Source organism: Amycolatopsis pithecellobii, assembly GCF_009707865.1.
GTDB classification, from domain to species: domain Bacteria; phylum Actinomycetota; class Actinomycetes; order Mycobacteriales; family Pseudonocardiaceae; genus Amycolatopsis_E; species Amycolatopsis_E pithecellobii.
This window is the reverse complement of the sequence record NZ_WMBA01000016.1, coordinates 82,497-95,891: the sequence shown is the minus strand read 5'-3', so window position 1 is coordinate 95,891 and position 13,395 is coordinate 82,497. Positions and strand designations below refer to the sequence as shown.

12 protein-coding genes are annotated in these 13,395 nt (G+C 65.0%); 2 read left to right on the top strand and 10 right to left on the bottom strand.

Annotated elements, in window-relative coordinates; genetic code table 11:
• Positions 1 to 9: 9 nt before the first annotated feature.
• Both GKO32_RS13350 and GKO32_RS13345 read left to right on the top strand, forming a co-directional pair.
• The gene (locus GKO32_RS13350) at positions 10 to 1,164 is read left to right on the top strand and encodes an LLM class flavin-dependent oxidoreductase (RefSeq protein WP_154757156.1); all 1,155 of its coding nucleotides are present in this window, start codon (positions 10 to 12) and stop codon (positions 1,162 to 1,164) included.
• A gap of 43 nt (positions 1,165 to 1,207) precedes the next feature.
• Complete coding sequence (locus GKO32_RS13345) at positions 1,208 to 1,573, top strand: EthD domain-containing protein (protein WP_154757155.1); 366 nt, start codon at positions 1,208 to 1,210, stop codon at positions 1,571 to 1,573.
• Between the two features lie 121 nt (positions 1,574 to 1,694).
• Here the strand turns inward: GKO32_RS13345 and GKO32_RS13340 are convergent, their stop codons facing one another.
• The 10 genes from GKO32_RS13340 to GKO32_RS13295 all read right to left on the bottom strand — a co-directional run bounded on the left by GKO32_RS13340 (position 1,695) and on the right by GKO32_RS13295 (position 13,375).
• Positions 1,695 to 2,147: a nuclear transport factor 2 family protein gene (locus tag GKO32_RS13340; RefSeq protein ID WP_154757154.1), complete on the bottom strand. Its 453-nt coding sequence runs from the start codon at positions 2,145 to 2,147 to the stop codon at positions 1,695 to 1,697.
• Positions 2,148 to 2,359: 212 nt separating this feature from the next.
• Positions 2,360 to 3,538, bottom strand: a complete 1,179-nt coding sequence (locus GKO32_RS13335) for a sugar ABC transporter substrate-binding protein (RefSeq protein WP_166459529.1) — start codon at positions 3,536 to 3,538, stop codon at positions 2,360 to 2,362.
• Between the two features lie 36 nt (positions 3,539 to 3,574).
• Positions 3,575 to 4,546: an ABC transporter permease gene (locus GKO32_RS13330; protein WP_246243646.1), complete on the bottom strand. Its 972-nt coding sequence runs from the start codon at positions 4,544 to 4,546 to the stop codon at positions 3,575 to 3,577.
• Between the two features lie 104 nt (positions 4,547 to 4,650).
• Positions 4,651 to 6,186 (bottom strand): sugar ABC transporter ATP-binding protein, encoded by a 1,536-nt coding sequence (locus GKO32_RS13325; protein WP_154757151.1) that lies wholly within the window; start codon positions 6,184 to 6,186, stop codon positions 4,651 to 4,653.
• A 62-nt stretch (positions 6,187 to 6,248) separates the two neighbouring features.
• Entirely contained in the window at positions 6,249 to 7,394 is a 1,146-nt protein-coding gene (locus tag GKO32_RS13320; protein WP_154757150.1) for an LLM class flavin-dependent oxidoreductase, read from the bottom strand.
• A 22-nt stretch (positions 7,395 to 7,416) separates the two neighbouring features.
• A complete protein-coding gene (locus GKO32_RS13315; protein WP_154757149.1) occupies positions 7,417 to 8,745 on the bottom strand; it encodes a M24 family metallopeptidase in 1,329 nt (442 codons plus the stop codon).
• Positions 8,746 to 8,756: 11 nt separating this feature from the next.
• Positions 8,757 to 9,605: an IclR family transcriptional regulator gene (locus GKO32_RS13310; protein WP_154757148.1), complete on the bottom strand. Its 849-nt coding sequence runs from the start codon at positions 9,603 to 9,605 to the stop codon at positions 8,757 to 8,759.
• A complete protein-coding gene (locus GKO32_RS13305) occupies positions 9,602 to 11,206 on the bottom strand; it encodes a carboxylesterase/lipase family protein (RefSeq protein ID WP_154757147.1) in 1,605 nt (534 codons plus the stop codon). The genes GKO32_RS13310 and GKO32_RS13305 overlap by 4 nt, the downstream gene beginning before the upstream one ends.
• A 60-nt stretch (positions 11,207 to 11,266) precedes the next feature.
• Positions 11,267 to 12,499 (bottom strand): GTP cyclohydrolase II, encoded by a 1,233-nt coding sequence (ribA, locus tag GKO32_RS13300; protein WP_154757146.1) that lies wholly within the window; start codon positions 12,497 to 12,499, stop codon positions 11,267 to 11,269.
• A 126-nt stretch (positions 12,500 to 12,625) separates the two neighbouring features.
• A complete protein-coding gene (locus tag GKO32_RS13295) occupies positions 12,626 to 13,375 on the bottom strand; it encodes an SDR family NAD(P)-dependent oxidoreductase (protein ID WP_208024394.1) in 750 nt (249 codons plus the stop codon).
• Between the last annotated feature and the right edge of the window lie 20 nt (positions 13,376 to 13,395).

Genomic DNA, 13,395 nt, shown 5'->3' with positions numbered 1-13,395 from the left:
GGGACAACCATGAAGATGCGCCGCGAGAACCCCGATGAGCTGAGTTTCGGCTATTTTTTCCCGACCGGGCAGACGGATCACATCTGGTCCGCCGAGGCGGCGCGGACGACGCCACCGCTCAGCCGCCGAGTATTTTGCGACATGGCGCAGGCAGCGGAGGCCACGGGCTTCGACTCCCTGTTCATCGCCGATACCTGGTCCGGGCACCAGCGCGCCGCCGAGCGCGGGGGGCACCAGTCACCGAAGTACCACGCCCCGATGCTTGCGATGGGACTGTTCGCGGTCACCGAGCACATCGGCGTCATCACCACCTTCCACACGACGCATCACAAGCCCGCGCACATCGCCCGCATGGGCGCGACGCTTGACGCCTTCAGCGAGGGACGGTGGGGCTGGAACGTCGTCACCGGCTTTGGCGACCCCGAGGCGCGGTTGTTCGGTGAGGAGGTGCTCATCGAGCACGACGAGCGCTACGCCATGGCGGGTGAATTCGTCGAGATCGTCAAGCGGCTGTGGACCGAAGACGAACCTATTGAGGTCGACGGCAAGTACTACCGGCTACGCGGCCGGATCAAGGCGCCGCGGCCGGTACAGAAGCCGTACCCACTCCTGGTCAGCGCAGGCGCGTCGCCCGCAGGCATGACATTTGCCGCGCAGCACTGCGACATGCTGGTCGTCGCAGGCAACAGCGTGGAGAAGGTGCACGAGACCGAGCAGCGCGTCGAGCCGATCACGAAGGCGGTCGGTCGCGCTGAGGCGCTCGGCGTCTCGCCGTTCGCCATCGCCATCGTGCGCGAGCACGAAGGCGAGGCGGAAGAGGAGTACGAACGGCTGTGCCAGACGCTCGACTACGACGCAACGGTCGAACTGACCGCCGACATCCTCGGCGACATCAAGTCGATCGAGGCGCTGTTCGAGGGCATGACGAAAGAACAGGCCGCCCGTGCTTGGGGCAGCGGGCGCGGAATCCTCAAGTTCCTCGGCACCGCCGACCAAGTCGCCGAGCAGCTGATCGCCATGAAACGGCACACTGCGACCACCAACATTCTCATCAATTTCCCGCTCTGGAACCCGCGCGAGGTGCTCGACTTCCGGCCCGTCCTCGACCGGCTTCGCGACGCCGGTGTCTGGTCTCCGCCGGAAGACCGCAACTACTCATGGTGAGCCGGGAACGTGCCGTACGCCGCACACGAAAGGATTCGAGCGCGTGATCAAAGTAGTCGGCCTGTTCAAGAAAAAGGACGGCATCTCAGATGAAGAGTTCCGTGACCACTACGAGAATCACCACTGCCCACTGTTCAACGATTACCTCGGGAAGCCGGGCGTCCAGCGCTGGGTCCGCCGTTACTTGAAGCCGATCGCGCCTCCGGTCACCGGTGAGGTTCGTGAATCCGGCTTCGACGTGATCGTCGAGATCTGGTGTGACGAGACGTGGTACAAGTCCTTCTTCGTCGAGCCGATGCCGGCGGATTTCCGCGCCATGGTGGTCGAAGATGAGGCGAGGCTGTTCGACCGGGATCAGATGTACATGTACGTCGTCGACGAGCACGACACGGATTTGTCGACGCTCTGAGGCTTTCGTTGATGCCGATAATGGGCAGGGCCTCTGTTCGTGATCTCGACTCCAGATCTTGATCACGAGCAGAGGCCCTGTTCACGTTCTACTCGACCGCTCGCCTATCTGGCGGCTGGTCTCAAATGCCACAAACCTGGCCGACCCGGACGGGATCCTGGTAAAAGACGGTCCAGTCGCGGATCAGGCCGTCGCTGAAAATAAGGAACTGCCCGACTTTGGTGTCGAGCGTCAAACCCGTCGCCCTTGACGTGAGTATTCCGCGCATGCTGACGGCTACACCGTCGTCACCGAGGAAGTACTTGACGTTCGTTATGTCCATGGCGATCCAGGTTTCGGACAACACGGCGAAGAATCGCTCCACCTCGTTGATCCCGGTCCAGTCGCCAGGAAAGGGTACCGACGGTCCCTGATGCATGACGACTTCGGGATGAAGACACGAAGCCATCTCACCGAAGTCGGCGCCCTCCCGGGCGCCGCCGGCCGCGATGTAACGCATCTCCGCGTCGTAGAACTTGTTCAGCACCACGGTGGGGTCCGTGTGGTCGGCTTCTATCGCTGATTTCACGCCCATGTGGATTCTTCCATTCGCTATGAGTCGGGTGGCGGGTCCGAGACAAACACCGCCCCGCGAGTTGAACCTTCCCGCCCCGCGAGTTGAGCGTTCCCGCCGCGCGAGTTGAACCTTCCCGCCGCACGCAACGCTCAACTCGCGCACACCCAACGCTCAACTCGCGCACACAAAACGCTCAACTCGCGCCGGGCTTCGGTGGCGGGAAACGGGCTCTAACTTGTGACTCCCCATGACTTCTTGTAGACGCTCTGGTAGTCGACCGGCGTCTGGTAGTCCTGACCGCCGGGGGCCATGTTGTGGTCCTTGTCGATCAGCCGGAAACCGATGCCCTGGGGCACAGCGGGCTCGCCGTGGAACACCCGGTTGAGGGTGTCGACACCTGCCCAGGCCGCCCACTTACTGTCATTTCCCAGGTCCGCGGTGAGGCCGCCGTTCTGCTCGACCAACTGCAGCGCAGCCGCATAACCGAAGCCGGCGGTGGAGACCATCGACTTGGCGCGGCCGGCATCCTTGATCGCCTTCGAGATGCCGGAGGAGGTCGCGATGGCATCCCAGTTCGTGATCGCCGCGTTCGCGTCGGGGTGCTGCACGAGCAGGGTGCGGAACTTCTGTTCCAGCGGGCCACCGGCGGTCGAGTCGGCTGCGCTCCAGTTGACTTCGCCCACGATCTTGCATCCAGGGCACTTGGCGAAGACCTCGTCCTGGCCTTCCTTCAGGTATTCCCCTTGCACAGGTTCGTAGTTGGTGCGAAGGATATTGGCCTTGCCTTCGGTCGCGTCGATCACGTACGCGGCCTGGATCCGGCCCCAATCCTTCCAGAACTGTCCGGTCGTTTTCGCCGTCTCGGTGTACTGAATCTCCGTCAACAGCGACTCGCCGGGACCACCGTCGTTCTTGGGATCGCTGCAATCCAGGCTGTACATGCCGACGACCGGGATTCCGGCCGCCTTCGCCTCCAGCAACGGCTGCTTGACATCGGCACACCCCATCCCGATCACGATGGCGTCCGGCTTCGCGGCTATCGCCTGCCGGACGCCCACGGCCCACCCATTGTTCACGTTGAGGGCACCGTCGATGATCTTGAAGTTCCAGCCGACGACTTTGGCGGCGTTCGCCATCTCATTGGCGGGGCCCGAGCATCCCTGGGCGGACTGTCCACATGACACATAGACGACGTTCTTGCCCGGCTGGGTTTTCGGTCCTGAGGTCGGGGGCGAGCCCTCGGTGGACTTGTACAGCTCGGCGAGGGAAGGAACGCCCTCGACGTAGACCTTGTTCGCGTCCACCGGGGCGATTGACGTCGGCGCGGAAGCCGAACTACCACCACCGCAGCCGGCGAGCACGAGCGTCCCGACCACCAGCGCTGACCCGATCGGGGCACGTCTTCTCATTTTTGCGAGCAGGTACATCTTTCCTCCGCTGTCATGTCATTGGGGCAGGGCGGTTTTGGCTGCGTTGCGTTCTCGACGCCGGGCGATGAGGGTGGAGAGGGCGACGGCGAGGACGAGGGCGATGCCGTCGAAGACGGGTTGAACCCAGACATCGGCACCGAGGAGCGAGAGGCCGCTGACGCTGGTGGCGAGGAAGTAGACGCCGACGATGGTTCCCCAGACGTTGTAGTGCCCGGGTTTGATGGCAGTGGCACCGAGGAAGACCGCGGCGAGGGCGGGGAACAGGTAGGCGGATCCGATGGTCGGGTCGCCCGCGCCGCCGCGAGAGGTTTGCAGTGCGCCGGCAGCGGCGGCGAGGACGCCGGAGATGACGAAGCTGGTCCAGATGACGCGGGTCGTGTTGATCCCGACCAGGCGGGCGGCGTCCTCATTCGACCCGATGCTGGCCAGTCGTCGCCCGTAGGGCAGGTGCGCGAGGACGTACCAGATGATGGCGGCGACGATGACGAGCAGGATGAACGGGCGCGGCACGCCGAGCGTGGTTTCGGAGGTCCAGTCCCCGAATGACGGCGGGATGCCGGAGGTGATGAGTGCGCCGTGGGTGTAGTAGGCGATGACACCGAGGAGAAAGGTGTAGGTGCCGAGGGTGACCACGAACCCGTTGAGGCGGACTTTCGCCACCAGGAACCCGTTCAGGAAGCCGATGAGCGCGCCGATCACCAGGCCGATCACGATGCCGACGGGGATCGGCAGGCCGTAGGGGCCGATGATGGCGGCGACCGCGATGTTGGACAACCCGGTCACGGCACTGACCGAGAGGTCGAAGTAGCCGGCTACCAGAGGAACGACCATGGCGAGCGCGACCAGCGCGGTCACGGCCTGGTTTCCCAGGATGTTGTTGATGTTCGCCTCGCTGGAGAAAACCGCGCCGGTGGTCGGGTTGACCGCAAACACGACGATCATGGCCACCAACAGGAGCGGAAGGCCGAACTGCTCCAGCAGACGCATCACGCGCCCGTCACCGGTGCTCCGCCGTTGGAATCGGGTGGGTGCCGGCTCTTCGACCGTGTCCCTCTCGGGGTTCGTCAGCTCGGAGGCTGCAGGAATGTCCTTCATTCGGTGTCACCAATCCGATGGGTCATTTGGGTAATCTTGTGGGCGTTGACGTCGTCACCGGTCAGCTCGCAGGCAAGCTCGCCGCGTCGTAGCACCAGGACCCGGTCACATACCTGGGCCAGTTCCTCGAAATCGGAGGCGACGACCAGCGCCGCGGCCCCGTCGGTGGTGGCGCGCCTGATGAGCTGGTAGATCTCCGAGCGGGCACCGACATCCACACCTTGGGTGGGTTCGTCGAGCAGCAGCAGCCGCGGCCGCAGGCTCAGCCAGCGCGCCAGCACGACCTTCTGCTGGTTGCCGCCGGACAGAGTGGCCAGATGTGCACGTTCATTGGTCGCCTTGACGAGGAACTTCTTCATGCCGGCAGCGCCTGCTCGGTCGATGTCCCGGCGCGAGATGCGTCCGCGGCGCCAATATCGGGAAATAGCCGGAATGGCGATGTTGTCGGCGATCGGGTGATCCAGGAACGCGGCCTCTTGCACCCGGTTTTCCGGGACCAGCGCGATCCCCGCTCGAATAGCGTCCTTCGCCTCGCGTGGTCGAAATTCTCGTCCATCAAGTCTCAGCGAGCCCCTTCGCGCCGGAATATCGCCGAAAATGCAGCGAAGCAACTCCGAACGCCCCGAGCCCAGAAGCCCAGCGATCCCGACGACCTCACCCTCGCGGATGTCGAAACTCACCTCACGCAGGGGGCCGACCGCCACCCTGTCCGCGCCGAGTACCACGTTCCCGGGTGGACGCTTTTCGAGCGTGGTGGTCTCGAGGCTCTTTCCGAGGATCAACTGGATCAGGCCGTTCTCGTCCAGGTCCGAGGTGTCGAACGTGCCCACCAGCACCCCATCGCGCAACGCCGAGACCTTGTCCGAGATGGCGATGATCTCATCCAGGCGATGACTCACATAAAGAATCGCCTGGCCATTCGAGGCATACCGCCGCAACTGATCCAGCAACAGCGACACCTCGTGCTCCGGCAGCGATGCGGTCGGCTCATCCAGGATCAGCAGCCCGCCGGGATCCTCACCCTGAAGCTGAAGGGCCCGTGCGATCGCCACCTGGGTTCGCGCGCCCTGGCTGAGTTCGCGGAGCAGCGTGGACGGGCGCGCATCGATCTCGAATCGCTTGATGAGATCCCTGGTGCGCTGATTGAGCGCCCGCCAGTCGATGGCGCCCACCTTGTGCCGGTCGTATTCGGATCCCAGAGCCATGTTCTCCGCGACCGACAGATCAAGAAAAATCCCCAAGTCCTGATGCACCACGTGCACCCCGGCACCCCGGGCCACCTCCGGAGTCATCGACTCCGCATCGACCACCACATCGCCGATCCGGACGACCCCGCCCGGATCACCCTGGTAAACGCCGGACAAGATCTTGATCAAGGTCGACTTCCCCGACCCGTTTCCTCCCACCAGCGCGTGGATCTCCCCGGCACGAATCTCCAGATCCACATCACGCAAAGCCACCGTGCCGGGAAACGTCTTCGTGAGACTCGACACCGCAACACGCGGCCCTGCCGAAACCACATGTTCAGACATCGACACTCCCAATTCTCCGTTGAATTGCCCTCGAAAAGCCGACGATCGTTGGGCTCGTCGGCCTACCAGCTGTAGTTGCGCGCGGCGGGTGGTGTGCGTACGCCGGCCTCTTCGAGCCGGCGCAGCACAGCGCCGAAGTTGCGGAGCTCGCGCGGGCTCCAGAGGGGGAAGTTGATGAGTACACCGCCGGCACCGGTGTTGCGCTTGAGCGAGATGAGTTGCCCGGCCACCTGATCCGGGGTGCCGATCAGCCGCAGCATCGCACTGCCGGATCCGATCGCGCGCACGGCTTCGTCGCGCCCGAGCCGGTCGAACATCGCCTGTGCGGTTTCGATGGAGCCCAGGATGTCCCCGGCGATCTCCCACGCCGCGTCGGCGTTGAGCGAACGCAGGAGATGCTCGTATTCCTCCTGGGCTTCACCGTCGCCGTCGCGCACGATGCAGATCGCGAACGGCCAGCTGGTGACCGTGCGGCCGTTGTTCCCGAGGAGGTTTTGCAGCCTGTCGTCCAAGGAACGCACGTCGTCCTCAGTGCGGGCAAGGGTGACGAGGGCATCGCACCAGTCGGCGGCGAAGGTGGCGCCGGCCGTGGACGCCCCGGCGCTGACGATGAGCGGCCGGGGCTGCTGCACCGGACGCGGTGCCTTGATCCGCCCCTGGGCGCGGTAGTACTTGCCGACGACCTCGATGGGGTCGTCTTTGCGCCACAGTTGTTGCACGATGTCGACGAATTCGGCCGCCATCGCGTATCGCTCGTCGTGTTCGATGAAGGGTTCGCCGAACAGCGCCGCCTCCGGCTCGGCGTGTCCGGTCACCGCGTTCCAGCCCCAACGGCCGTCGCTGAAGGCGTCGAGCGTGGCACCCATGCGGGCAACGTGCGCGGGCCGGTGGTGCGTGGTGTGCAAGGTGGTGATGACGCCGATGTGGTCCGTGACCGCGAAAATACCCATGGCCAGCAGCGGTGCGTGGAAGGCAGGCGCCTGGTGGCCGCCACGCTCGGCCGCGCGCTGGTGGCCTGACCAGTTGTCCGCGATGAACAGCGAGTCGAAGCCGGCGTCCTCGGCCGCCTGAGCGAGGGCAAGCAGGTTGTGGCGGTTCATCCGTGGCGTCCGGCGAGCGGCCTCGTCGGACCAGACGTGATTGGTTTGCCCGGCGGGGAAGAAATAGCCGATGCTCAGCGAGTCCGGGTCGGGGTTGATCGCTTTCATTGTTCGGGCTCCGTCCTGGCTCTCAGCCGGTCTGCGCGAGTTCGCGGGGGGTGTTCACCAGGCATTCGGCTTGCTGGGGCCGGACGACCATGAAGTCCGACAGCACGACACCGACGTCCGGCTTCCAGGTCGTGTCGTGGAGGTCGACGTTGTTACCGAATGTCATGCCGGTTTCGAGGACGATGTCGCCGATGTTGTGGCCGTTCAACGTCTTGTTGCCGAAGCCGTCCTCGTATACGACGGTCGGGAATTCCGGCGATGCCAAGCCCATGGCGTGGAAGCCGAGCTCCACCCAGTCGAGTTGGGCCTTGCGGGCGGGTTCACGCAGGATGGCGAGTGCTTCGCGGATGGTGCGTCCGGCGGTCAATGCCGTGCGGCTGGCTTCGAGACATTCGACAGCGACATCCCACAGCCGCTGTAGCTGGGCTGGGGCGCGTTGCCCGACGTAGACCGTGTATTCGGTGTGGCATCGGTAGCCGCCGTATTTGGTGTGCCATTCGGCGACGATGAGGTCACCGTCCTCCAGTGGCCGCATGGTGGGGGTCAGTGGTTGATCGCAGCCATGCAAGAGGTGCCACAGTTCGTTCGGGTCGTGCTCGACCGGCCCGGCGGCGAAGAGGTTGAAGATGTTCGGGTCACCGCCGTGGGCGATCTGGGTGCGGATCATGTCGGCGTATACGACGGCATCGGGCACCCCGGGACGGGCGGCGCTGACCATCGCATCAACGGTGAGCCGGGCGATCTGACCTGCGGCGCGCAGCATGTCGATCTCGGCCTCGCTCTTGACCATGCGCATTTCCTGCAGCAGGTGGTTGGCGTCCACCCAGCTGACGTTCGGCAGCAGGCGTTGCAGATCGAGCATGTCGCGGTGCAGCAGCGTAGGGGTGGTTTGCACACTGGAGGAAAAACTGACCAACCCGATCCTGCCGCGATCGAGGCCACGGGCCCGCAGTTCATCCGCGATGGCCGCCATGCCACCCCGGTCGCGGATATCGCTGATCCATTCCTGAATCGACAGGTAATGGCTGGTGGGCCGGTTCATATGCGGCAGGGTGTTCCATACGACCGGCTCGCCATCAAGACAGAACAAACCGTCCGCACCGATGACGGAGTCGACCTGGAACACATACCGGATATTGGCCATCCCCATACCCCAGTAGATGTCGTTGCCGAGAAACACCAACGCTTCGACATCGGCCATGATCATGCGTTTGCGCAGCCGGTCCCAGCGGCGATCCCGTTCCTCCAACGGCATCTGGGGCACATACTTGAGCAGTTCGCGAGTGGCTGTGGCCTCCGGCGGAATCGCTTTGCGGGTCGGCGGGAACGGGCGACGCGATGCGACAGTCATACCAACTCATTTCATTCAGCCGGCCGCTTGGGACCGGGCCGGTCAAGGGACGTGCGCGCCAGCTCGGCTTCAAGCAGCGCAATATGACGATGCAGGACCTGGGCGGCCTGCGGAAAATGGCGCCGCTGCAATCGCAGCGACGGAGCCGAAATACACAATGCGGCAACAGGTTCGCGATCAGGACCACGCACACAAGCGCCGATGGCCACCACTCCGCGCTCGGTGGATCCGTCGTTGATGCCATAACCACGACGGCGCACAGCGGCAAGCACCCGCCGGACCTCTTCCCACTCCAATCCGGCGTCAGGTGGTCCATCGCGGAAACGCCGCGCAAGTTCGGCGTCATCGAGCGCGGCGAGTAACGCTTGCCCACCAGAGGTGCGGTACGCACTCATCAAAGCGCCGACACGCGAACTGACCCGCAGCGACCGGTTGCATTCCAGGCTTGTCAAGAACTCCACATTTGTGCGACGCAAAACCATCAGGTGCACTGTCTCATTGAATTCGCGCTGCACCCGCTCGAGGAACGGCCGAGCCACCGCACACAAATCGTCCTGACGCGAATCGCCACGGCGCATCGAGCCGAGCGCCGGACCACCTCGATAAAGGCGATCGCCATCCTTACACGCAAAACCCCGATAACACAACATTCCCAGCAACCGGTGCGCAGTGGATTTGGCGACCCCGAGTTCGGCCGCAGCCTCACTCACCCGCACAGACCCATCGCGTGTCAGTATTTGCACCAGACGCAAAGCGTTGTCCACGGATGTAATGGCATAGGCCGGTCGCGCCTCCACCGGAGCCGGAACCACCAGCGGAGAGGAGGACTCACTGGCCACCCCGGTGCGAACAGAACTCATGACAACCCACCCACCGCCACGCCATTGACCACGTCGAACGCAGCCATCCGCTCATGCGACACGACATCCGACACCCGCGGCCCCGGCAAATCCCACACCAAGGTGGACGGCGCGTCTGCGGAAAACTCCGGCCACAACGGGATTTCGGCGCCGAAGTCCTCAGCCACCGTCGGATCGCCAGTACGGGCGAACGCCAGCCAAGTGCCGCGCATCAGACGTCCGAGCGCCCTGTCGGCCTCGGTCCACGGCCACTTCCACACGTCGTATGTGCCGAACAGATAGGGCAACTCGGCACCGTGAAACGCGGCGGCGAACGACTCCTCCACCAGGTCACTGTCCTGGCTGATCGGCGGTTGCCGAAGGAAGCCGTAATGCCATATCGGGCTACCTCCCGATCGGGACTGCAGGCGCGCGGCGGTCCAATTCGACCAGACGAAAACCCGGTCGCCCTCGAGCGCGCGGCTGGCGGCTGGTACATCGGCATCCGACGTTGCCGGGTAGAGCGAGAGAAGCCGATCGGCGTGAGGTCCGTACTCGCGGTGGGCGTACTCGTGGTAGTCCGGCAAGGTCGTCAGGCAGGGCAGGCCGGATCCCTCGTTCCCGACGTTGCCGACGATCATCGGCACGTCGAGCGCGCGCCCGCTTTCGTATGCCGTCAGCGGCGACTCGCGCAGCACGTAGCCGTCGACGACCGGATAGGCCGAGTCGAAGACGTGCATGCTGGTGCGCACACCGGGCAGCAGCTCGAATGACCACGGCCCGTTTGCGCGCGGAAGCGTTGCCGCAGCGAGGGTTTCGGCGGGCAACGCACGCAGCTGAGCAGCCGTCCGTGCGCCGAGCAGGTCCGCCAACTCGGTTCCTGCCTGCTCACCGGCCGCGAGAGTCTGCGGGTTCGCCGGATGACCGGGACCGTCCAGGACGGGCGCGACTCCAGGGCCGCTGTGTGCCGCCGCCCGGTGGAACAATCCGTCCGCCAGTTCGGACGCGCGCAGGTTGTGCACGCTGTGGCCACCGGCGGAAACTCCGAACAACGTCACCCGGGCCGGGTCTCCCCCGAACGCCTCGATGTTGTCGCGCACCCACCGCAGCGCCGCGAGCTGGTCGAGCATGCCGTAGTTGCCCGAGACACCTCGATCGGATTCCGCCGATAACGCCGGGTGGGCAAGGAAACCCAGCCGCCCGAGCCGGTAGTTGATGCTGACGACCGTCGCCCCCTCGCGGGCCAGCACCGCCCCGTCGTAAAGCGGGTTGGCACCCGAGCCGAACTGGAAGCCGCCGAAGTGCAGCCAGACGAGCACAGGGCGCCCCGTGTCGCCGCTGGGGCCGGTCCACACGTTGAGGTAGAGGCAATCCTCGCTGAACTCCCGTTCGCCGCCGGAGTACAGCGAGTTCGTCGCGACGACGGGTTGGGGCGCGCTGGGTGCGAAACGCTGAGCGGGACGCGTTCCACTCCACGGCCGCACCGGGTGTGGCGGCCGCCAGCGCAGGTCACCGACCGGTGGTGCGGCATACGGCACGCCGAGGAACGCACGAACTCGTCCGTCCGGCGTCGTGGCGCCTTCGAGCCGGCCACTGGTCACGGTGACATGCGCGGGGGTCATGGCGCTCCTTGAAGTGTCGCGGTCGGTCAGGGCCGTTTTTGGATCGTGAAACGCCGGAACTCAAAGGCGACTGTCGGAAGGCCTTGCCGGCAATGTGATGCGGTGGCCCATCCGGTCGCGTTTCGTGGTCAGATATGCGAGGTTGTGGCTGGTCACCAGTGGCGGTACGTCGATCTGCCCGACGATTTCCAGGTCGTATCCGCGCAGGCCTGAATATTTGTGTGGATTGTTCGTGAGCAATTGAATCCGGTGCACGCCCAGGTCGGTCAGCATCGCCGCCCCGATGCCGTATTCACGGCCGTCGACCGGCAAGCCAAGGTCGAGGTTGGCGTCGACGGTGTCCCGGCCGGCATCCTGGAGGGCGTAGGCGCGCAGTTTGTGACCGAGTCCGATGCCGCGGCCCTCGTGACCGCGTAAATAGACGAGTACTCCGACGCCTGCCTCGGCGATGCGGGCCAGCGACTGCTGGAGTTGGTGGCCGCAGTCGCAACGGGCGGACGCGAAGAGGTCACCGGTGAGGCACTCGCTGTGGACGCGCACCAGTACGGCAGCGCCGTCGCTGGTGGCGGCCGCGAGATTCCCGTACACGAGTGCGAGGTGTTCGGCGTTGTCGGTTGCCGATCGGTAGGCGACTGCGTGGAACGCACCATGGCCGGTCGGCAGTGTTGCTTCGCCGCTGCGCGTGACCAGTTGTTCGCTGGTACGGCGGTGCCGCACGAGATCGCAGATCCGCACCAGCGGCAAGCCGTGGTCCGCGGCGAACCGATCGAGCTCGTGCCCGGCGAGCGCCCGGCCGTCGACGCCGACCAGTTCGGTGATGACGCCGACCTCGCGCCGGCCCGAGAGCCTGAGCAGGTCGATCGACGCCTCCGTGTGGCCGGCTCGTTTGAGCACCCCGCCTTGGCGAGCCCGTAAGGGGAACACATGTCCCGGCCGGCGAAGGCACTCCGGTCGCGTCGTCGGGTCGGCCACCGCACGGACAGTCGCGGCACGGTCGGCCGCCGATATCCCGGTCCCCGTGCTGACGTGGTCGACGGACACGGTGAACGCCGTGCCGTGCGGGTCGGTGTTGTCCTGCACCATCAACGGCAGGTCCAGTTCGCCGGCCCGCTCTTCGGTGACGGTGGCGCACACGATGCCGCTGCCGTGCCGGAGATAGAACACCATGTCGGCGTCGGTCATCGCGTCGGCGGCCATCACCAGATCGCCCTCGTTCTCGCGGTCGTCGTCATCGGCCACGACCACCATCCCACCGCGCGCCAGCGCGGCGACTACATTGTCGACCGCCTGCATGACACCGCCTCCGTTCACAATTCAGCGGCTTCGGGAAAAGCTGAAAGTCATATTCACCCGCGGCTACCAGCGACACCAGCAGCGTTTCGCTGTGCAGAACGCGCCACCCGCAACATTCAGCTCGATCTAGTTCGCGAGAAAGCCGCCGTCGACGGCCAGTGCCGCGCCGGTGACGAAACTCGAGTGCTCGGAGAGCAGCCACGCCACCGCCTCCGCAATTTCGATGGGTTCGGCAAAACGTCCCATGAGGTGCCGGGCGCGGACTGCGTCGAACTGTTCGGCGAATCGCGGGTCCTGCGACACGCGCGCAATCATCGGCGTATTGGTCACACCGGGCAGAATGGCGTTGACGCGGATTCCGCGCCGACCATAGTCGGCGGCCGCAGCCAGGGTCAGGCCGATCACCCCGTGCTTGGCCGCAACATATTCCGACGCGTTGGCGGCCGCGACCTTGCCGAACCCGCTGGCGGTGTTCACGATCGCCCCACCGGTTTCGAGCATCGCGAGAGCCTCATACTTGAGGCAATTGAACACTCCGGACAAGTCGATCCGGATGGCTCTTTCCCATTGCTCTGCACTGATTTCGTGCAAAGGTAGGTTGCACTGCTCGATCCCCGCGTTGTTGAAAGCGCCGTCGACCCTTCCGAATCTTTCGACGACCGCCCGGACCATCGCTTCCACCGCGGCGTCCGAGCCGACATCGGCGTGGAAGAATTCGGCGCTCCCGCCCGAGGATCGGATTTCGTGGGCGACTTTCGCCCCCGCGTCGGTCACATCGACAAGCGCCACGTGTGCGCCCAGCGACGCGAGGTGTGCCGCGGTCGCGGCGCCAATGCCACTGCCACCACCGGTGACAATGATCGTGCGTGACTCCATGGACATCGTCGTCCTTTCGA